The organism is Streptomyces sp. NPDC056169 (genome assembly GCF_042268445.1).
GTDB lineage: Bacteria > Actinomycetota > Actinomycetes > Streptomycetales > Streptomycetaceae > Streptomyces.
This window is the reverse complement of sequence record NZ_JBHJUO010000014.1, coordinates 246,651-267,223: the sequence shown is the minus strand read 5'-3', so window position 1 is coordinate 267,223 and position 20,573 is coordinate 246,651. Positions and strand designations below refer to the sequence as shown.

13 protein-coding genes and 6 pseudogenes are annotated in these 20,573 nt (G+C 69.2%); 7 read left to right on the top strand and 12 right to left on the bottom strand.

Annotated features, from left to right (window positions below; genetic code table 11):
* Positions 1 to 4 precede the first annotated feature (4 nt).
* From ACFC0G_RS24690 to ACFC0G_RS24680, 3 genes and pseudogenes are all read right to left on the bottom strand, one after another.
* Positions 5 to 676, bottom strand: coding sequence for an adenylate kinase (locus ACFC0G_RS24690; RefSeq protein WP_376406720.1), 672 nt, complete (start codon positions 674 to 676; stop codon positions 5 to 7).
* Between the two features lie 213 nt (positions 677 to 889).
* Positions 890 to 1,801, bottom strand: a pseudogene (locus ACFC0G_RS24685) (IS5 family transposase).
* Positions 1,802 to 2,199: 398 nt separating this feature from the next.
* Positions 2,200 to 3,436: pseudogene (locus tag ACFC0G_RS24680) on the bottom strand (IS701 family transposase).
* Between the two features lie 165 nt (positions 3,437 to 3,601).
* Here ACFC0G_RS24680 and ACFC0G_RS24675 point away from each other — a divergent pair.
* Positions 3,602 to 4,006 carry a type II toxin-antitoxin system PemK/MazF family toxin gene (locus ACFC0G_RS24675; protein ID WP_376406718.1) on the top strand — a complete coding sequence of 135 codons (405 nt, stop codon included), beginning with the start codon at positions 3,602 to 3,604 and terminating at the stop codon, positions 4,004 to 4,006.
* Between the two features lie 98 nt (positions 4,007 to 4,104).
* Here the strand turns inward: ACFC0G_RS24675 and ACFC0G_RS24670 are convergent.
* A pseudogene (locus tag ACFC0G_RS24670) lies at positions 4,105 to 5,016 on the bottom strand (IS5 family transposase).
* A 388-nt stretch (positions 5,017 to 5,404) separates the two neighbouring features.
* Positions 5,405 to 6,248: pseudogene (locus ACFC0G_RS24665) on the bottom strand (IS5 family transposase).
* A gap of 754 nt (positions 6,249 to 7,002) precedes the next feature.
* Between ACFC0G_RS24665 and ACFC0G_RS24660 the strand changes: the two are divergent.
* The 4 genes and pseudogenes from ACFC0G_RS24660 (at position 7,003) to ACFC0G_RS24645 (ending at position 10,188) form a co-directional block, all read left to right on the top strand.
* On the top strand, positions 7,003 to 7,434 hold the full coding sequence (locus ACFC0G_RS24660) for an NfeD family protein (protein ID WP_376406716.1): 432 nt from the start codon (positions 7,003 to 7,005) through the stop codon (positions 7,432 to 7,434).
* A 3-nt stretch (positions 7,435 to 7,437) separates the two neighbouring features.
* Positions 7,438 to 8,487, top strand: a complete 1,050-nt coding sequence (locus ACFC0G_RS24655) for an SPFH domain-containing protein (RefSeq protein ID WP_376406714.1) — start codon at positions 7,438 to 7,440, stop codon at positions 8,485 to 8,487.
* A 466-nt stretch (positions 8,488 to 8,953) separates the two neighbouring features.
* Positions 8,954 to 9,166: pseudogene (locus ACFC0G_RS24650) on the top strand (IS630 family transposase); the annotation flags it as partial.
* A gap of 200 nt (positions 9,167 to 9,366) precedes the next feature.
* Positions 9,367 to 10,188, top strand: a complete 822-nt coding sequence (locus tag ACFC0G_RS24645; protein ID WP_376406712.1) for a cytochrome P450 — start codon at positions 9,367 to 9,369, stop codon at positions 10,186 to 10,188.
* Between the two features lie 550 nt (positions 10,189 to 10,738).
* Here ACFC0G_RS24645 and ACFC0G_RS24640 read toward each other — a convergent pair.
* Complete coding sequence (locus tag ACFC0G_RS24640) at positions 10,739 to 11,896, bottom strand: ornithine cyclodeaminase family protein (RefSeq protein WP_376406710.1); 1,158 nt, start codon at positions 11,894 to 11,896, stop codon at positions 10,739 to 10,741.
* On the bottom strand, positions 11,893 to 12,768 hold the full coding sequence (locus ACFC0G_RS24635) for a PhzF family phenazine biosynthesis protein (RefSeq protein ID WP_376406708.1): 876 nt from the start codon (positions 12,766 to 12,768) through the stop codon (positions 11,893 to 11,895). The genes ACFC0G_RS24640 and ACFC0G_RS24635 overlap by 4 nt, the downstream gene beginning before the upstream one ends.
* A 72-nt stretch (positions 12,769 to 12,840) precedes the next feature.
* Between ACFC0G_RS24635 and ACFC0G_RS24630 the strand changes: the two genes are divergently transcribed.
* Positions 12,841 to 13,674, top strand: a complete 834-nt coding sequence (locus tag ACFC0G_RS24630) for a LysR family transcriptional regulator (protein WP_376406706.1) — start codon at positions 12,841 to 12,843, stop codon at positions 13,672 to 13,674.
* 419 nt (positions 13,675 to 14,093) lie between these two features.
* Here the strand turns inward: ACFC0G_RS24630 and ACFC0G_RS24625 are convergent, their stop codons facing one another.
* The 3 genes and pseudogenes from ACFC0G_RS24625 to ACFC0G_RS24615 all read right to left on the bottom strand — a co-directional run bounded on the left by ACFC0G_RS24625 (position 14,094) and on the right by ACFC0G_RS24615 (position 16,830).
* Positions 14,094 to 14,273 (bottom strand): aldehyde dehydrogenase family protein, encoded by a 180-nt coding sequence (locus tag ACFC0G_RS24625; protein WP_376406790.1) that lies wholly within the window; start codon positions 14,271 to 14,273, stop codon positions 14,094 to 14,096.
* Between the two features lie 362 nt (positions 14,274 to 14,635).
* Positions 14,636 to 15,298 (bottom strand): annotated as a pseudogene (locus tag ACFC0G_RS24620) (HTTM domain-containing protein); the annotation flags it as partial.
* Between the two features lie 182 nt (positions 15,299 to 15,480).
* Positions 15,481 to 16,830 carry a M64 family metallopeptidase gene (locus ACFC0G_RS24615; protein WP_376406704.1) on the bottom strand — a complete coding sequence of 450 codons (1,350 nt, stop codon included), beginning with the start codon at positions 16,828 to 16,830 and terminating at the stop codon, positions 15,481 to 15,483.
* A gap of 138 nt (positions 16,831 to 16,968) precedes the next feature.
* Here ACFC0G_RS24615 and ACFC0G_RS24610 point away from each other — a divergent pair, with 138 nt between their 5' ends.
* Entirely contained in the window at positions 16,969 to 18,309 is a 1,341-nt protein-coding gene (locus ACFC0G_RS24610; protein WP_376406702.1) for a helix-turn-helix domain-containing protein, read from the top strand.
* Between the two features lie 131 nt (positions 18,310 to 18,440).
* On the opposite strand, the gene ACFC0G_RS24605 is transcribed toward ACFC0G_RS24610, so the two are convergent.
* Positions 18,441 to 19,493: a peptidoglycan-binding protein gene (locus ACFC0G_RS24605; RefSeq protein WP_376406700.1), complete on the bottom strand. Its 1,053-nt coding sequence runs from the start codon at positions 19,491 to 19,493 to the stop codon at positions 18,441 to 18,443.
* 246 nt (positions 19,494 to 19,739) lie between these two features.
* Positions 19,740 to 20,300 (bottom strand): DUF2690 domain-containing protein, encoded by a 561-nt coding sequence (locus ACFC0G_RS24600; RefSeq protein WP_376406698.1) that lies wholly within the window; start codon positions 20,298 to 20,300, stop codon positions 19,740 to 19,742.
* Positions 20,301 to 20,573: the final 273 nt, after the last annotated feature.

Sequence of the window (20,573 nt, the reverse complement as noted above, 5' to 3'; positions counted from 1 at the left end):
GGAGTCAGCTCGACGTACCGGCGGCGTCAGCCTGGCCTTGGCCGATTGCGTCCAGTGCGCGGTCCAGGACCTCCTGGACTTGGCCGTGGGCCGAGATCGTGGTCACCAGGGCCTGGTAGTGGTCGACGACCGGCGCCGTCTCGGTGCGGTAGACCTCCAGTCGCTTACGAACGGTTGCCTCGCGGTCGTCTTCGCGCTGGTACAGCTCACCGCCGCAGAGGTCGCAGACTCCTGCCACTTCAGGCGCGCTGTAGTCGACGTGAAAGATGTGTTCGCGGTGCTGACGGCACAAACGTCGTCCAGCGATCCGTCTGACCACCTGGTCCTTGGGAATCTCCAGGTCGAGCACGGCATCCAGCCTCGATTCCGAGTCGGCCAGGATGCCGTCCAGCGCCTGCGCCTGCGCAAGATTGCGGGGGAAGCCGTCCAGCAGGAATCCGCGCTCGGCGTCCGGGCGGGCAAGGCGCTCTTTGATCACCCCGATCGTGACCTCGTCCGGTACAAGAAGGCCGGCGTGTATGTGCGCGTGGGCGTTCTGGCCAAGCTCAGTGCCCTGGTCGATGTGCTCGCGAAACAGGTCACCGGTGGAAATGTGCCGGATCGACAGATGCGCGGCAAGGCGCACTGCCTGCGTGCCCTTGCCGGCCCCGGGCGGCCCGATCAGGAGGATGCGCATCGATGAGGTACCCCTTCGTCATGCGTGGCCTTCGTCATGCGTGGCCCGGGATCGTTCGCGGGACTCGCAGACGTGACTGAACGCTAGTGCCGTTCCCCACCGGGGCGCGATCCGGCGTACCCCAAGATCGGATCGGTGGATAACCCCCAGCGTGAGCCTTCGCCCTTTCCCCGAACGGCCCACCCAGCACACCAGCAACCTCTAAAACACGGCCTAGGCCGTGTCTGACAAATGATCACGAGCTGGTTTCGCGGAGCCAGAGGATCAGCGAGGCCAGAACGATTCCGGCACGGTAGCGGTCGGCGAGCTTGTCGAATCTGGTCGCGATCGCGCGGAACTGCTTGAGGCGTGCGAAGCATCGTTCGACCACGTTGCGCTCGCGGTAGAGCTCTTCGTCGAAGGCGGGCGGCCGGCCACCGAGGCGGCCTCGGCGCCGGCGGTTGGCCGCTTGGTCGCGGCGCTCGGGGATCGTGACGGCGATGCCGCGGCGCCGCAGCAGGTGCCGGATCGCCCGGCTGGAGTAGGCCTTGTCGCCCAGGACCCGGGGCGGTGTCCTGCGCGGGCGGCCGGTGCCGACTCTCGGAACGCGGATCCCGTCGAGGACCTGGCCGAAGGCGGTGGCGTCGTTGACGTTGCCGGGCGTGAGCACGATGGACAGGGGCAGGCCCCTGCCATCGACGGCGAGGTGGACCTTGGTGGTCAGCCCGCCTCGGGACCGGCCGAGGGCCTGGCGCGTCTGCGAGCGGCACGGATCTTCCAGTTCGTCCCCGTCTGTGGCCCCCTTTTGCGGGCGCCGGCCGCATGCTGATGGGCACGGTTGACTGTGGAGTCGACGGCGACGGTCCACTCCACCCGGCCCACCGCGTCATCATGGACCTGGACGTGTTCCAGCAGCTTCGCCCAGGTCCCGTCCGCTTCCCAGCGGGCGAACCGCTCGTAGGCGGTCTGCCAGGGTCCGTACCGCTCGGGCAGATCGCGCCACGGAGCCCCAGTCCGCAGCCGCCACAGCACCCCGTTGACCACCTGGCGGTGATCACGCCACGGACGACCACGTCCATCCACCCGCGGCAACAGGGGCTCTATCCGCTCCCACGCCGCTTCCGTCAACTCGCCTCGACCAGCCACAAGATCAATGATCAGAGTGCTTGTGCTCGTACTCTCGCGCGGGGTCCGTCACGAAGCGGCTCAGCCGGTAGGTAGTCGGCACGGCCAAGCGTCCGCACAGCGTGTCGATCCGGATCATCGACCCGTCGACTCCGGCTTCCCGAAGACGGCGCAACCTCGTACGCATCTCCGCCTGGTCCGGAGTCTCAACGACCACTTCCCACTGTCCCGCGTCCGGCGCAGTGCGAGCAGCAAGCCGCTGCCGCGCGTCCTCTTGCCGCCGCCTTCTTTTCCCCTGTCCTGGCACCTGCCCAGAATCACTGGCTGGCGTCAGGACGGCAAGGCAATTGGATCGAGCACGCACTCTCGGTGATCATTTGTCAGACACCGCCTAGTACTCCAGCCGTAGATCGTGATCTTCATGCCTGAGTGGCTTGTCGACGGTAGTGGCTGGCCTGGGACCGGGCCTGGTGGCGGGGCCGCCTGTCGGACCAACCGAGCCGGTGGGCGGCATCGTGGACGGGTCGGATAACGAGTGTGATGAACAGGTGCTGGATCTCGTTGCAGGTGAGCGGAATGAGGGCATCGGGTGCGGGGCGGGTGTGCTCGTCTGCACGTACGACGGCGAGGAAGGCGTGCGCGAGCATGGCGAGAGTGACCCAGCGGGACCAGGATGCATAGCGGCGGACCTGGTGCTAGTCGAGTGCGGCCAGGCCCTTGCCCGACCGGAAGAACTCCTCCACCCGCCATCTTGATCCAGCGACTCTGACCAGCACGGTCAGCGGCACGGGTGCGGGCGAGTAGCAGCGGTAGTAGGCGAGTTCGCCGGTGCTGAGGTTACAGCGGATCAGCAGCTGACGACTCCCGGGCCGGGGGTCGGCGAGGTCGATGACTGCCCAGCCGTAGAGACGGTCGCCCTTGGCCCCGGCCCCTGCGGAGAGCTTCTGCCAGGCTCGCTTGGGCACCTTCTTGGCCAGGGTGTCCGCACGGAACCTCCCCGCCCCGGTGGCGACTTCGTGCGAGCAGGCCACCGCGAGGACGTAGCTGGTGGCGCGTTCCTCCAGGGCGGTTCGCAGCCTGGGGTTGCCGCCGTAGACCTCGTCGCCGGCGACCCATGCGGCCTGGTGGCCGGCGTCCAGGAACCGGGCAACCATACGAGTGGCCAGTTCCGGCTTGGTCGCGAAGGCGGTGTCCTGGTCGAGTCCGGCATCCCGGCATCCCGGCAGCGGTCAGGGCCGGAGGTCCATGAACGCGGGACGTACAGTTCCCGGTCCACTGCCGCGTGCCCGCGCCGGCCGGCGTAGACCAGGTAGACGGCGACCTGGGCATTTTCGATCCTGCCCGCGGTGCCGGTGTACTGGCGCTGGACGCCGACCGTGTCGGTGCCCTTCTCCACGTCCCCGGTCTCGTCGTCCACCAGTAGCGCCTGGTCGTCGTGCAGGTGGTCCACCACGTAGTCACACACATCGTCCCGGACCCGGTCGGCATCCCACTTGGCCCGGCCGAGCAGGTGCTGTATGCCGTCCGGGGTCCTCTCCCCGGCCCATTCGGCGATGGTCCAGCAGTTCTTGGGCGGTAGGTCCGACAGCAGTCCGAGCACCAACTTCGGAACCGGGGTTCGACCCGTGTGAACCGTCCCGCTATCCGGCTCGTCAGGCCCTCGAACGCCTCCTGCCAGCGGGCAGGGTCTACGCTGTGACCTGCGACCACCGCGTGATCGTTTGTCTTCACACACCGATGATCAACGGGTGGCCGCACCCGTCTCCTCAGCGCGTCGGGGTCGCCCAGCGTCCGCCCGCCGTTCCTGTGTCAGGAGGACATGTGCAACGTGGCGAAGTCTGGTGGGTGGAGTTCGATGAGCGGCGGCCGGTCGTGCTGCTGTCGGGAGACGACGCGTCCGGTGTCCGGGTGATGCAGGTCGTCGCTCGGGCGGGTGTCGACATCACCGGTCTGGGCGTCGAAGTGGCAGTAGGTGCCGTGGAAGGACTGCCCTTTGAAGGCGTGCTGCGGTTCGCGTTGCCGCGTCCGGGCTTTACCCCTTGCACGTGGCTGACCACCGTGTCCCGGGACGACCTGATCGAGCGAGCGGGCGTTCTGTCCTCCGCGAAACTCGGCGAGATTGAGAACTCCCTCCGTCTCGGTGAGCAGGCGAAGGAGTGGACCCCGGCGACGACCGCGAAGCTCAGCGAGATAAGGAACGCCCTCCGTCTCGGTGGACTCGGGTAGGCGGAGAAGGAACGGACGCCCGCGACGGCGTGGTCGGTCTCGTCCAGGTGCCTCCTCGGCGCCCCTCACGATCGAGATCACGAACTACGGCTGGAGTACTAGGCCGTGTCTGACAAATGATCACGAGCTGGTTTCGCGGAGCCAGAGGATCAGCGAGGCCAGAACGATTCCGGCACGGTAGCGGTCGGCGAGCTTGTCGAATCTGGTCGCGATCGCGCGGAACTGCTTGAGGCGTGCGAAGCATCGTTCGACCACGTTGCGCTCGCGGTAGAGCTCTTCGTCGAAGGCGGGCGGCCGGCCACCGAGGCGGCCTCGGCGCCGGCGGTTGGCCGCTTGGTCGCGGCGCTCGGGGATCGTGACGGCGATGCCGCGGCGCCGCAGCAGGTGCCGGATCGCCCGGCTGGAGTAGGCCTTGTCGCCCAGGACCCGGGTCGGTGTCCTGCGCGGGCGGCCGGTGCCGACTCTCGGAACGCGGATCCCGTCGAGGACCTGGCCGAAGGCGGTGGCGTCGTTGACGTTGCCGGGCGTGAGCACGATGGACAGGGGCAGGCCCCTGCCATCGACGGCGAGGTGGACCTTGGTGGTCAGCCCGCCTCGGGACCGGCCGAGGGCCTGGCGCGTCTGCGAGCGGCACGGATCTTCCAGTTCGTCCCCGTCTGTGGCCCCCTTTTGCGGGCGCCGGCCGCATGCTGATGGGCACGGTTGACTGTGGAGTCGACGGCGACGGTCCACTCCACCCGGCCCACCGCGTCATCATGGACCTGGACGTGTTCCAGCAGCTTCGCCCAGGTCCCGTCCGCTTCCCAGCGGGCGAACCGCTCGTAGGCGGTCTGCCAGGGTCCGTACCGCTCGGGCAGATCGCGCGTCGGAGCCCCAGTCGGCAGCCGCCACAGCACCCCGTTGAGCACCTGGCGGTGATCACGCCACGGACGACCACGTCCATCCACCCGCGGCAACAGGGGCTCTATCCGCTCCCACGCCGCTTCCGTCAACTCGCCTCGACCAGCCACAAGATCAATGATCAGAGTGCTTGTGCTCGTACTCTCGCGCGGGGTCCGTCACGAAGCGGCTCAGCCGGTAGGTAGTCGGCACGGCCAAGCGTCCGCACAGCGTGTCGATCCGGATCATCGACCCGTCGACTCCGGCTTCCCGAAGACGGCGCAACCTCGTACGCATCTCCGCCTGGTCCGGAGTCTCAACGACCACTTCCCACTGTCCCGCGTCCGGCGCAGTGCGAGCAGCAAGCCGCTGCCGCGCGTCCTCTTGCCGCCGCCTTCTTTTCCCCTGTCCTGGCACCTGCCCAGAATCACTGGCTGGCGTCAGGACGGCAAGGCAATTGGATCGAGCACGCACTCTCGGTGATCATTTGTCAGACACCGCCTAGGCCGTTTCGTTTGATCACCGAGCGGACCAGAGGAGGATGCCCGCGATGTGGAGTCCGGCCAGGTAGATGGTCGCGGTCTTCTTGTAGCAGGTGGCGATGCCTCTCCACTGTTTCAAGCGGTTGATGCAGCGTTCGACGGTGTTGCGCTGCTTGCACGCCTCGCGGTCGAAGGCGGGTGGCCTGCCGCCCCGGCTGCCGCGCCGCAGGCGGTGACCGCGTTGATCGGCCGGAATGGGGATGACCGCCCGGATACCGCGCTTGCGTAGGTGCTCGCGGATCGCGCGGGAGGAGTACGCCTTGTCGGCCAGGACCACGTCCGGCCTGGTGCGGGGACGTCCTCGCCGTCGAGGAACGCGAAGGCGGGCCATGACGTGAGCGAAGGCGGGTGCGTCGCCGGCCTGTCCGGCGGTGAGCACGAAGGCCAGTGGCCGGCAGTGGCATCGGAGGCGAGGTGGATCTTTGTGGTTAGTCCGCCGCGGGAACGGCCGATGGCATGGTCTGCCGGTTCGCCTGCTGGAGCCCCTTCTTGCGGGCTCCGGCCGCGTGCTGGTGTGCGCGCACGATGGTGGAGCCCACCGAGACAGCCCAGTTGAGGTCGTCGTTGCCATCGGCCTGCGCGATCAGCGCGGTGAACACCCGCTCCCAGGTGCCGTCGACGGCCCACATCCGCAGCCGGTTGTAGACGCCTCGCCAGTTGCCGAACTTCTCGGGGAGGTGGACCCACTGCGATCCGGTCTGGAACTTGAAGGCGATCGCGTCGATCACCTCATGGTGGTCCCTCCACCGGCCACCCCGCCTTGGTGTCCGATCTGGGAGTGACGGCTCGATCCGCGCCCACTGCGCGTCAGTCAACGGCACACAGAAACAACGAGCCGCTGATCTCAACGAAACTGCTTAGGAGTCCGAAGGGCCCGTGGAGGCCAGTCCGGTGTCCGACGGCATGCCGGGTTGATCGCCCGGCAACCCCCTTCGCTATGTTTCCGCCCCGGCCAGCGACGCCACCGGCTGTGCCCGCCACGGTAGACCGGCGTCATCAGCTCTCGGCATGCCGGATCCCGGCAAGGTACGTGCTCGCCGGATGCCGGATGGACGCCCAGGCACGGGCGGGCTCCGCACTGCGACTGACGACTCACTCGGCAGGAATTCCGCACTCTCCGGTGCCTCGCGGTTGTCTCCCGGCGCCTCAAACGCCCAAGGTCCTCAACCCTGGATCACTCCCTGTTCCGGGAGTGATCAAACGAATGGCCTTAGATCCGCCAGCGGTGCGGGCGAGAACGTCGTGGTCGGGCCACAGGCTGCGGAGGGTGTCGCTGTGCAGGGACGGCTCGCCGATCAGCTTGGTGAGCTGTGGGTGGTCGGGATCCGCCCGGCGTAGAGGCGCAGGGTGTCGACGCAGTCGGCAGCGGACGAGGGCCGCAGTGGCTTGGCCGAGGTTGAAGGGGTGGGTGCGTTCGCTGTCGTAGAGCTGCAGGGCGCGGGCGACGGCAGTGCAGACGTCGACGAGGCTGAGCAGGGCGACAAGGGGTGAGATCGTACAGAAGGGGTAAAAGTGTCAAAGAGGTGGTATTCCTTTCCCCGGCCTCCGTGGAGCCGCAGTGGCCAGGAGGGCGCCATGGATCTTTGGTTGATGTGGTTGATCGCTGCAGGGACGCTGGCTGTGGCGGAGATCTTCACTCTCACTGCCGCGCTCGGGATCCTGAGTGCGGCCGCGTTGGTCACGGCGGGGGCCGCGGCGCTGGGGCTTCCGTTGCCCTTCCAATTCTTGCTCTTCACCGTGTTGGCTACGGTCAGTGTGCTCTTCGTGCGCCCCGTCGCGGCGCGTCACCTGCTCAAGCCTCAGGCTGAGCGGTTCGGCGTGGATGCGCTGGTGGGGAGGTCTGCCTATGTCGTCTCGGAGGTGACGGGCCTGGGTGGCAGGGTTCGCATCGGCGGCGAGGAATGGACGGCCCGCGCCTATGACGAAACGCTGGTGATTCCTCCGGGAGCGACCGTCGACGTTATGGAAATCAATGGTGCCACCGCCCTCGTCTACCCCCGGGAGTGAGCGATGGAAGTCTCGGGCTTTCTCATAGCCGGCGTGATCGTCGCGCTGATCGCCGTGTTCACCGTGGTGCGGGCGGTACGCATCGTGCCCCAGGCGCGCGCTCGCAACGTGGAACGGCTCGGCCGCTACCGCCGCACCCTGAGGCCGGGGCTCAACCTCGTCATCCCCTACGTCGACCGGGTCTATCCGGTGATCGACCTGCGCGAACAGGTCGTCTCGTTCAAACCGCAACCGGTCATCACCGAGGACAACCTGGTCGTCGAGATCGACACCGTCCTGTACTTCCAGGTCACGGACCCGCGAGCGGCCGCCTACGAGATCGCCGACTTCCTCCAGGGCGTCGAACAGCTCACCGTCACCACGTTGCGCAACGTCGTCGGCTCCATGGATCTGGAGAAGACCCTCACCTCACGCGACACCATCAACAACCAACTCCGGGGCGTTCTGGACGAGGCCACCGGAAAATGGGGTTTGAGAGTCAACCGGGTCGAGATCAAGGCCATCGACCCTCCGCAGTCCATCAAGGACGCGATGGAGAAGCAGATGCGCGCCGAGCGCGACAAGCGGGCGGCGATCCTGGGGGCCGAGGGGCAACGGCAGTCGCAGATCCTCACAGCCGAAGGCGACAAGCAGTCCGCCGTCCTCCGGGCGGAGGGCAACCGCACCGCCGAGATCCTCAAGGCCGAGGGCCAGTCCCGGGCCATCGACGAGGTGTTCCAGGCCGTGCACCGCAACGACCCCGACCCGAAGCTCCTCGCCTACCAGTACATGCAGATGCTGCCCCAGCTCGCCCAAGGGTCGGGCAGCACGTTCTGGGTGATCCCCAGCGAGGTCACCTCCGCCCTGCAGGGCGTGTCGCGCGCCTTCAGCGAGGTGCTTCCCCAGTCGCCGGCCACCCGTGAGACGTCCTCGGAGGACAAGGCGGCCGCCCAGGCCGCCCACGACGCTGCGCAGGCCGCGGAAGCTGCGGCCGAGGCCCTCGCCGACGCGGCTGAGGCCGATGCCGAGACGCGCCCACTCGCCGACCGTCGTCAGGCACCGGACGTGGGGTAGCCGTCAGCTGCTGTCCGGCATGTTCCACCCGCTGCCTGGACATCATTGACAGTCTTTCCCGCGCTGACGTTCAAGGTCTCCACGCAGCTTTGGAGGGCGAACGTTGACGCTGTAGTCGGGCGACTCGGAGCCGGCGCCATCGGGTACACCGCGGGGCAGCTGGCGTCTATGGGCGGGCGAACAGACTTGGGGGCGAGTAGCTGACAGCGGGGCTGCGAAGTCCGCGATGACGTCGACGTGCGCGCTGTTCTCGACCCGGTCCAGGAGTCGGTGCGCGACCTCGGTGATGAACGGTTCCAGCAGGGCGATGCGGCGCGGTACGAACGCGGTGTTCACCAGGGCCCGCAGCCGCGTGCGTACCGGGAGACCTGCCACGCCGCGGGCCAGGCACGGCATTCTCCGGCTTGACGTTGATCAACAGACACCACACCGACGAACGCGTACGCGATGAGATGCGATACACGCGATCACGGCATACACGGGGCCGTGCGGTGTCGAGCTCGCCAACTCGAACCACCCCAACCACGCGGTCCAGCCCCGCGCGCTGCACGCCTACCTGCGCTGGCGCAACGCCAACGCCCGCCGCCCCGACGTCCTGGCCGCCCGACGCAAGGAGCGCGCCCGCATCCGTAGCGAGCAAGGACCCCGCTGGGGACGCCGTTCTACCCTCGCCTCATGAGAGGCAACCCGGCGAACTTCTGCGGTCACCACACCAGGGGAGGGAGCGGGAGGTCTCTTGCACGCCCCGTGTCTCCGGAGCATCTCCATTAGGGCAGTCCCTCAGTGTGTCGTGAGACCAGGCCGGACACCCTCGTACTGTGCCGCGAACCTACGGCACACGTCGGGAACTTGGGGGATGTGGTGATCAATCGGGATCTCATGACCGCGTGGTTCTGGGCGCGGCCGCCGGCTGTCCGGGATGACCTGTTCGCCGAGCTGCGCGCGACCGATGGTCCGGTCTTCTGTCCGCGTGAGGGGACGGCCGGCTTCTATGCGCTCACACGACACACGGATGTGGTCGAGGCCGCCCGGAACCCCGGGGTGTTCAGCTCCGAGCCCACCGCCGTGCGCCTGGACGAGCTGCCGGCAGGCACGGAGAAGTACGGCGGTTCCATGGAGAGCATGGACGACCCCCGCCATGCCCGCCTGCGCCGGATCATTTCCGGGGCGTTCACTCCGCGGGTCCTCGCCCGGTTCGAGGCGGACATCCAGGAGCGGGTCACCCATCTGGTAGGTGGTCTGGCCGATCGGCGCGAGAGCGATTTCGTGGAGACGGTGTCGACACCGCTGACCCTCGGGACTGTCTTCTCGATGATGGGGATACCTCTGGCGGCAAGCGAGGAGCTCATGCCTGCCGTCAACATCGTGCTGGCGATCAGTGATTCGGGGAACCTCGACTTCCAGGGACCTGAAGAGCGAGAAGCATTCATCAAAGAGAAGTTCGCCGTGATGCACGGATTCGTGACCGGCCTGGCCGGGGCCCGCCGTGAGCGGCCGGGCGAGGATCTGATCAGCGCCCTGGTCAATGCGAACGTGGACGGCGAGTTCCTGACGGATCTCGAACTGGGCCGGTTCTTCACCCTGCTGATCGCGGCCGGGGTGGAGACGACCCGCCACGCGCTGTCGCACGGAATCCACCTCCTGACGCAGAATCTGTTTGCGTGGGAGACGAATTCCTCAAGTCCTTGGACAGCACACTGAATCTCGGAGTCGAGGTGTGCTTCACCGTGGGATGTCCCCTCTATGACAACCTGCTGCTCGGTGAACCAGGAGACCAATCGCTAGGTAGCCGCTGACTGCGGTCATGCTGTCCTCGAAGCGCATATGGACCGCGAACGCGGTGGGCGTTCGGTGTGTGGACGACGAAGTCCTCGTGGTCTGTCAGGACTGAGCAGGCGGAGACGGCCTCCCGCCACCGAGAGTCTCGGCAGGTCAGCCCGATCTCGTTGAAGTGATGGAAGCGTGCCAGTTCGTCCTCGTAGAAGCCCACGGCCCGCTTGATGCGTGCGGCCACGTCACCGCGCGGCACCGTGCGGTGCCCTGCAGCAGCGGCGGCTCGACGGATTCGGCGATCGCCGGGGCGAGCCGCGCGTGACCGTCCAGGATCAGATGGCAGTCCAGGCCGCCCACCCACCACAACAAGACGGGCGGGAGTGTCCCTGCACGGGCCCGCTTGCGGTACGCCTTGACCCGGCTCTGGTCGGAATCGGGCATCGGCCGCAGCGCCGGCTCGGCGCGCTCGGTCTGGTCCTCAACGCCGTCGGGAGGTCGGGGCGTCGACCCGCGCGCCACCGCCGCCTTGCCCGCGATCCGGTTCGCCGCCACGGTCTGGACGGGCGGACACGGTGCGGTCAGCTCCTGCCATCGGCCCGTCGGGGGCGGTGCCCGCGTGCAGGTCCGTCGCACAGGCCGGTGGCCGACTGCGCTGCGGGACCGTGCCCCGGAGGAGGTCCAGGGTGACCTGGGCCGCCGCGAGGTCCTGCACGCCCAGGCCGATGAGCTTGCAGACGGTGACCTCGTCGGCCCGTTCGCGGCCCGGTGCCGACCCCGCAAGCACCTCGCCGAGTTCCGTGGGTTCCGGGAAGGCGGCTTGGGCCCGCGCGAGGTCTCCGTGGACGGCGGTGAGGGCGCGGCTGTCGACCACGATCCGGTCCGCGCGGTACAGGCAGGTCGGGGACAGTTCGGCCTTGGTCGGGTCGTCGGCTCCTACGGCGGTGATGTGCAGGCCGGGAGCCAGCCACTCGGCGTCGACCAGCGGTTCGGTGCTGGCGGTGGCCGTCACCAGCACGTCGGCGCCCTCGCACGCCTCCCGGGCGGTGCCCACCGGGGTCACCCGCAGGTCGGGGCGGCGTGTGACCAGCGCGGCGGCGAGGCGGCGCACGCGTTCGTCGCGGCGGCCCCAGACCCTCGCCTCCCGGATCGGCAGTTCGTCGGCAGCCGCCAGGATCTGCAGATACGCCTGAACTCCGGTACCCAGCACGCCGACCACGGCGGAGTCCGGCCGGGCCAGCGTGCGCGCGGCGAGCGCGCCGGCGGCCGCGGTGCGGATGTCGGACAGGTGGTGCTCGTCCTCCAGCACGGCCTGCAGGTCCCCGGTCCGGGCGTCGAACACGGCGACGGCACCGGCTCCCGGCGTGCCGCCACGCCGGGCACGCTCCGCGAACCAGGTGGCCACCTTCACCGTGAAGACGGAACGGCCCGGAAGCCAGGCCGACTTCACGTGCACGTCGCCGTCCCGGCCCGCCGGCGCGAACACCGCCGCCGGCGAGTCGCCCAGTCCGCGGCTGAAGTCGGCGAAGGCTGCCGCCACTTCCTCGACGACGTCCTCGTACCCCACGAGTGCGCGGATCGTGTCCGGCCCGACGTATGCCGGTATCGCCTGCACCGTCTGCCGGGTCGCGGCGCTCACTGAGGAAGCACCTCCAGTCGTCCCTCGCCGACGAAGGCGACCTCGCCGCCTACCCGCACGGAGTGGATGTCCTCCCCGTGGCCGTGGGCGCTGATGGTCATCTCGCTGGGGCGTCCGGTGAACCGGCCCTGGCGCAGGGTCACGGCTTCGCCGTCGCCGATGCAGCCGTGACGGCGCAGGTAGGCTGCGGCGCAGCCGGCTCCGCTGCCGGTGGCCACGTCCTCGGTCAGCCCGTCGTTGTTCCAGTGCCGCGCCTCCAGAGCGGTGGCATCGAGGACGTAGGCGAACTGGGCGCCGAGGTCCGCCAGTCGTGTGCTGATGTCCGAGGCGATGCGGGCACGGCCGAGGGCGCCTTCGCGGACCGGGAGCACCAGGTAGCGCAGCCCTGTGGAGACGACCTCAGGGGACAGGTCCGGATCGAGGTCCTTGGCGTCGAGGCCGAACAAGGACGCCAGGTCCTTCGCGTCCGAGGGCTCGGGGCGGCCGAGGAAGGCGGCCCGACCCTGATCCAGCTCGCTGGCGTACCGTCCGGTTCCGAGCCGCCTCGTGGTCACCTCCACGGTGCGGGCCTTCAAGCGCAGCGTCCACGTCTCGTCCTCGTCGGCACCGTGCAGGGCGTGCAGCACACACCCGGCCCCGATGACGGGGTGCCCGGCGAAGTCCAGTTCCTCGATGAGGTCGAAGACCCGCGCCTGTCGGCCCGAGTTTCCCGAGGTCTTGTCCGGGGTCAGGAAGATCGACTCGAAGTGGCGCAGCTCCTGCGTGATCCGCTGCATCTGGGGGCCGCTGAGCCCGGCGGCGTCGGGGAAGACAGCCAGGCTGTTGCCGCTGTAGGGGAGGCCGGTGAAGACATCGACGTGGTGGTAGAACATGCGGCTGAGGCTACGAGCCCACCAGGCCAGAAGGAACTGGCTAATCCCGGAGATCCCACATAACGTCTGGTTATGGGATCGGATCTGGACATGGCACAGCTGCGGGTCTTCGTCACCTGCACCCGCTCCGGCAGCATCAGCCGCGCCGCCACCGCGCTCGGGCACAGCCAGCCCGCACTCAGCCAGCAACTGCGCAGGCTGGAACGCACCGTCGGACAGCCACTCCTCCACCGCGCCGCCACCGGCGTCACCCTCACCAAGGCCGGCGAGGCGCTGCTGCCGTACGCCGAACGCATCCTGGCCCTGTCCACCCAGGCGCTCGGCGCCACCGGCCCAGCCGTCCAGGGGCACTGCGGCGTGGGCCTGCTCGAAGACCTCACCACGGCGCCGCTCCCTCAGGCCCTGGCCGACTTCACCCGCATGAACCCCCGGGCCACCCTGGAGCTGATCAGCGGCCCCGGCCCCGTACTCCGCGAGGCATATGGCAAAGGACGCATACACCTGGCCCTGTGCGACCCGTCCTATCTCCCCGAGCCACCCCGGTGGACGGTGCGCCTCCCTATGACCTGGGCCGCCGCCCCCAGCCTGGACACCACCCTCGACCCCCTCCCCTTGGTCCTCTTCTCCCAGCCCTGCCGCTGGCGCCAACCACTCCTTGACTCCCTCGAAGCCGCCGGACGCGGCTGGCGCACCGCCTTCGAGAGCACCAGCCTGCCCGGCGTCCGGGCGGCCGTCCGCGCCGGCCTCGGCGCCGCCGCCCTCCTTCCGGCCACCGTCGAACCGGGCACCGTCGTACACGGCCTTCCCGCGCTCCCCGACGTCGAACTCGGGCTGATCAGGCGCCCCGGAACCGAGGGTGATGCCCTCATCGACGCCGTCGAAGCCGTCCTCAAACGGCTCGCCTGATCAGCTACCCGCCCCTCGCTTTCTGCCAGAAACGGCCCCGTGAGCGCGCCTGGGACTTCGTTCTGTGTCACGGGTCCGAGCAGGAGGTCGAGTTGGGTGGGATCGTGTTTCTGCCCTTCGAGGAGGACGAGCCGGTCAAGGAGGAGGTGCTCTTCTGAGGTGCGGACCGGGGCCACGCCTCCGCGCCGCGCTGACGCCGGCGAACCGGATCGGGCCTGGCCGGTCCGGGCCCTCCCCTCAGTCTGGGTTCTGGCCCGTACCGTCCCCTGGACGGCAAGGGACCGGGTGGGGTGTTCGTCGCGTGCATTCCGGTTTCAGCGCCGCAGTGAGCTTCGTGGTTTGCGGTCTCGGCCCCTTGCGCAGCACCTCCAGGTACGACTCGCCCAAGGTGCTCAGAAGAAGCCGAGCTTCTTCGGCGATTAGCTGACCAGGAGGTTCTTAGTCGACTGGTACTGGTCCAGCATCATCTTGTGGGTCTCGCGGCCGATGCCTGATTGCTTAACTCCTCCGAAAGCGCTGTGGGGGGAGTTTGATGAAATTCCGTAGACGTGGAGGCGGCTGACCAGGGATGATGGCGAACGCTGAGTGGCTTGATCAATGGTTGCAACGGGGTCCGACCATCTCCAGGGCGACCTTGGAGCGGATCAGGGAGCTCCTGGCCGAAAGCGATGACGACCAGGGTCGGCCCATGGGCCGGGCGTCAGATGGTGGCGCAGGACCACATCCGGCTGCGCGGCGTGTTCGCTGACATGGAAGGCGAGTGGGCGAAGGCCTGGCAGCCGGTCCATCCCTATGGCCCCGGCCGGATCGACGCCTCGACGGACGCCGGTACCAACTCACACCGCCCACCTGCTCGCGGCTTGACAAACGGCAAGGGTCTATCCACCCCGAACGGCCCGATACTTGGAGGCCGGTGCCTCCGGTCCCGCCTGGGCGGGTACTGAGCCTGGTCCTGCCGCTTGGCGGTCACCATCGGGAACTCGTCCACGAGGTGGGCGAGCGCGGGCCAGGGCTGGAACGGTTCGAGGTTCAGCGCGTAGTGGAGAGCGGTGCCGCCGCCCCAGGTGGAACCCTGGACCTTGTACAAGCCGGCCGATCCGTAGAGGACGCAGACCTGTGTGGCGATGACGAGGATGCCGCAGTTGTGCACCACCGTGGTCAAGGTCATGCGAGCGTCCTTGAGTTGCTGCGCGTAGAAGCCCTTCGCCGGTTGCGGCGCTTGGGCCGCGCGAGCCGTCCTGAGCCGGTCTCGGCGTGCGTCCAGGGACCAGCGCCGACCGCAAGCGGTGAGAACGAGATACAGCACCATCAGCAGGACCAGGTTGTCGCCCCCATCCGTCATGAAGATCGCTCCCGCATGGAACGAGATCACCACGACGGCGAAGAGGACGGACATGATGCGGGTCCGCCAACCCAGCGTGAACAGCGCGGACGTGACGAGAGCCAGTACGTAGCAGAGCTCGAAGTAGGCACGGCTGTCGGACAGCGTCAGGATGCTGTTCCAGCCCGTCTAGTCGAAGAGCTGTGCTGCCAGTGCGGGTGTCCAGGGCGAGTCGGGGCCCCAGATCTCCGTGCGGTGCGGGAATTCGCGGAGCAGAAAGGCCAGGTAGAGCAGCCCGTAGCCCTGCCCGAGCCGCATCGACTTCCTCGCGGGCGGGAGGCAGGGGACACAGCGCGGCTCAGTGTGTGTGGGCAGCGGCTGCCGGATCGAACATGCCGCGGGTCTGGTGAAACCGCCACTGCGTCGCGTTCCTCGACGGCGTCCGGGAGCTGGCCACGAACCGCGACGCATGCCCGCCGGACCCGTCAGCGCCGGACCGTCCAGCTGACCGTGGACCTCATCGTCCGGGCGATGCCGAGGTCCCGCACCGAGGGCGTACGGTCCTCGGCGGTGAGGGACAGGGTGTGCGTCCGACGGTCGAGCGGCCGCAGGGCCAGGTCGGACACTCGTACGTCGGTGCGGCCCGCGAGAGACTTCATCTCCCGGCCGTCCAGGTACCACCGGATCGTGAGTTGACGCCCGTCCGCCCCCGTCAGCCGGGGTACGAGGGCTTTGGCGGTGTCGCCCGTGCGGAGGGTGCGATCGGTGGCCGTGACGGGGGAGGCGATGCGGGCCTCGCGGTAGAAGCCGGCGATCATTGCCTCCACTCCGGGCAGATTGAAGGGCTTGCCGAGGGAGCGCATCAGGGAGTTCTCGGTGGGGCGCCGCAGCCCGGTGACGTAGTAGCCGCCGCCCTCGTACGCGCCGACGGTGCCGCCGTCGGGAGACTGCTCACCGAGCCAGCGGTGCCACTTGGCGCCCCGGTCGGCCAGGTCGTCGACGGTGAGGGTGGTGATGTTGGAGTCGGCGGGCTCGGGGCCCAGGTACCGCTCGTAGTCGGGGTAGTCGAGGTAGAAGTACTCGTCGGCGAGCTTGCCCAGGGAGTGGCCGGTCTCGTGGATCGCGACCTCGCCGGACTTCTCGTTGCCCGCTGAGGCCGTTGATATGCCCTCGTAGCCGAGGGTCTCGCTGCGCTCGTTGTAGCCCGCGCCGCCGTACTTGGTGCTGTTGGCGAGGACGAGCACCAGGTCGGCCTCCGGCGCCTTCGCGACGTATCCGTCGACCTTGTCCTGGTCGATGCAGAGCAGCCGCTCGATCTTGTCGCACCAGAAGTACGAGCCGAGGGCCGTGTCGCGGAGGGTGTCGGGAGAGGGGTCGCCGGAGACGCCGGACTGGTTCGAGACGGCGTCGACGGTCCAGACGTTGAAGAGGGTGCGGTAGGTGGTGTACGGCTCGACGGCCGTCAGCTCGGCCCATTTCTGCTGGGCGTCGGCGTGGAAGCGGGGAAGTTCGGCGACGGTGTAGCCGTCTCCGACGACGACGATGTCGAGCCGGTCGGCGGTGGGGCCGTTGTCGACCATCTTGGCCACCTCGCCGTCGGCGGCCACCTCGGTCGCTGTCAGGCGGGAGGCCGTCTGGTTCCGGCCCTCCGGCGGCACATTCGTGTGGCCGGATCCGGCGAGCGTCCCGTGTTCCGGCCCCGGTATCTCGACCTCGACCCCGGCAGTGGGAGGTGTCGTCGGGTCCGCGGCGGCGCTGCCGGGGGCGGCGGCGAGTACGGCCGTGAGGGCGACGGCCACTCCGGCCGCCATGGCTCCTCGTCGTGCTGAACGCATGAAATCAGCCCCTTGTCAGGCGAGTTAAGTGCATCAGTAAATGTGCTGAACGAGTCGCTTAACCTAGGGGGAAGGCGAGGGCGTGCGCAATGCCTACTGCTTCTGGATACTGGGCAGTTCACGAACCAGGGGGTCCCCATGGACGATCCGGCCGCGATCGGCCGCCGAGTGCAGCGGCTGCGCGCTCAACGCGGGCTGACGCAGCGGCAGTTGGCCGAGCCCTCGTACACTCCCGCGTACGTCTCGACGCTGGAGTCGGGCAAGGTCAGGCCCTCGGAGACCGCGCTGCGCTTCCTCGCGGAGCGGCTCGGTGCGTCGTACGAGGAACTGGCCACCGGCCGGCCCGCGCACCTCGCCACCGAGCTGCGGCTCGCTCTCGTCGACGCGCACCAGCAGCTGGCCACCGGGACGGCGGAGGAGGCCGCCGTGCGCTACCGGTGCCTGCTCACCGACGCGGAGCACTTCGGACTCGTGCCCGAGCAGGCCGAGGCGCTGCTCGGGCTCGGCGACTGTGCCCTGGAGGCCGGTGAACTGGTCGGCGCGGGCCACCACTTCCAGGCCGCCGAGCGGCTCCTCGCCGACGAGCCGCTGCCCCGCCGCGCACGCGCGATCCGGGGCCGTGCCGTCGCACACCTCCTGGCCGGGGAGCTGCGCTACGCCTGCTACCTCCTCGAGTCCACCATCGACGAGCTCGGCGCGAGCGGCCTGGCCGACCCCGAGGCGCTGGTCGTCCTGTACGCCGCCGTGATCGGCCCGTACATGGACATGGGTGCCCACGCCCGTGCCGCGCACGCCGCCGAGCTCGCCCTGGCGCTGGCTCCGCAGGTCGACGACCCGGCGCTGGTGGCGGGCATGCACCGGCAGGTGGCCCGCACCTTCCTCGCCGAGGGGCGCACGGCTGACGCGGACGCCTCACTGGCCAAGGCGCAGGCGATCTACCAGCAGCTGAGCCTGCGTACCGATCTCGCACACTGCCACTGGATGCGCGGCTATGTCCAGGCTCAGAGCGGAGAACTGGCGGCAGCTGAAAAGGAGTTGCGCGCCGCCCGGGACATTCTGAACGCCAGACGCGCGGCGCTGTTCACCGCGCAGGTGGAGGTGGAGTTGGCCGATGTCCTCCGGCGGCTCGGACGGCACGGCGAGGCGTCGGATCTGCTCTCTGCATTTCTTGAGCTGGGTGACCGGCACGGCGCGGTGCACGCGGGGGGTGCGCACAGGCTGCTCGGGCTGATCGCCGAGGAGCGGGGGGACAGCGAGACCGCAGAGGAGCACTACGTCATGGCGATGGGGCTGCTGGAGCGCAGCGGCGCGAGCGGCGACCTCGCCGATCTGTGCCGTCTGCTGGGCGACCTTCTGCGCCGCGGCGGCCGCACCGAGGCCGCGCTGGATGCGTACCGCACGGGGCTGGGCCACCGGTCGCCCCCTGGCACGACGACGCTGGGGCCGGCTCCGACGGCACTGGCGTTCCCGCGGCACTGACGGCCAGTTCGACCTGCGCGGAGCGCTGTCGGAGCATCCTGCAGAAGTCCAGGAGATCGGGCTACCCGCCCGCGCCGCATACGCCTCGGGGCGGGTTCCGTGCGGACCCCGCCCCGAGGCCAGTGCGTGGCTCAGCGCGGCCAGGCGCAGTGGACGTGGCGGCCGTGGTCGGCGTCGCCCGGGCCGAGTACCTCCTTTGCGCCGAGCTGGCGGCAGGCCGCCATCAGGCCCCGGTGCGGGGCGCCGTCGCCCACGTGACGACCGTTGATGTAACTGATGTCGATGGCCAGACCCGCGTAGTGCTTGGAGTTGGAACTGTGGTCGCCGCCGACGAGTTCGGAGACGGAGATCCGGTAGCCGAACTGCGTACGCAACTTCAGCAGGCCGTTCAGCATCCGGGTGTCGAGGACGACCCTGCGGTTGGGCTTGTCGCCCCACGGGCTGGTGAGCGCGCCCTTTGCGTCGGCCGTGTCGACGACGTTCTGCTTCGCTGTCGATCCGGCGTGCCGGCCACCGGGGTGCCCCGTGGCCAGGGTGATGCCGGACGTGCCGAGGATCTTCCGCGCGGTGGTGGCCCGAGAGCCGACCGGAGCCGCGGGCCGGGCGGAGAGGAACGCCGCCCAGGTCTGCCGGCCGACGACGCCGTCGGCGGTGAGACCGCAGGACTTCTGGAAGGCCTCCACCTTCGCCGCGACGGTCGCCGTCAGAGTGCCGTCGACGGTCACCTTCTGGCCGCGCGCTGTCAGCAGGGTCTGTACGGCTTTCACCGCAGGGCCCCGGCCGCCCTCGCGCAGGGTCGGGACGAGCTTGCTCCACGTGGCGGAGCCGACGACGCCGTCGGCGGCCAGCCGCTGGGCCCGCTGGAACGCGGTGACGGCACGGCCGGTCGCCGGGCCGAACGCCCCGTCGACGGCCACGGAGTGGCTCCGTGCGACCAGCAGGTGCTGCAGCGCAGTGACCTCCGCGCCCCGGGCCCCGGACTTCAGGGTCGGCCAGGACACGTCCGCCGCTTGGGCCACGGAAGCGGCGACGGGGGCGACGGCGGGCGCTGTGGCAGGGACGGCGCCGGCCGCGGCACCGGAGGCGAGCCCCGTGCCGGTGAGCGCGGCCACGGCGAGGACGGAGGCGATCAGACGAGTGGTGGTCTTGGGTGCTGCGGCCGTACGTACGGTGGACGAGGACATGCGTGACTCCTTGGTCAGCGAAGGGGCGAGCAGGGGATGGGTGCGGCGCTGCCGGATGCGGGCGGAACCACGCCCTCGACAGGGCGTGAGAAGAAGGGATGCGTTCCGCTCCGGCGGCCGTGACCTCACTCTGCACGACGCCGCACGACACCGGCCAGCGTTCCGCCCCCGCTCCCTCATGCACCTATGCGCGGCGACCTATGCATGGCTCTGACCAGCGCTTATGTATCGGGGGAGGGGTGTGGCTCAGCGCGACACCGGCACCGTGGCGCACACCTCTCCGCGCGGGGTACGGGCGCAGGCTTTCGCGTCGTCCGGGTTCAGCGCCTCGACCATCGTGCTGTGGGCGTCATGGCCCCACTGCTGGGTGTAGTGCCTCGAACGCCCGGCATTGTTCGTGACCCGAACGACGTCACCCTGCGAGGTGCCGCTCATCTTGGCCCATGCGGCCTGGCACATCGCGCTGAACCGCAGCTCCACGCGGATGCCGTGCCCGCTGCCCGTGTAGTAGGTGACGGCATCCTCCTGGCAGACGGCGTACTTCGGGTCCATGCCGAAGCAGGACGCGCCCTGGCACTCGGCGGTGGACGTCGGCGCGGCGGAGACGGGGAAGGAGGAGGACGCCGGCGGCCCGGCGGGCGGCCGCGCCTCCTTGCGGCGGTCCGTGTCGCCGTCAAGAACGACGGCACCGACCACGGACATGCCGACAACGACGAACGAGGCGAGCGCGATCCAGAGCGTCCGGGCGACACGCGATCCGGAGGTGGTCGACGCGGCAGGCGCGAGTACAGCCGTAGAGGCGGCCACGGGCTCAGGATCCGGAGCGGGCACCGAACCACGATCGTCGGGTACAGCCGGGACAACCTCGTCCTCCGCCTCGCCCGGTACCTCGGGCACCACCGCACCCCCCTCAGAAGCACGCGCAACTCCAGCCGCAGCCGCAGCCGCAGCCGCAGCCGCAGTCACAGGCGCATGTCCCTGCGCAGCCGGAGCCGAAGGCGCAGCCGGAGCCGGAGCCGGAGATACGGGCCTGAGCGGAGGTGCGGGCGCAGGCGGAGACTGCGGGGGAGACACGGCCGC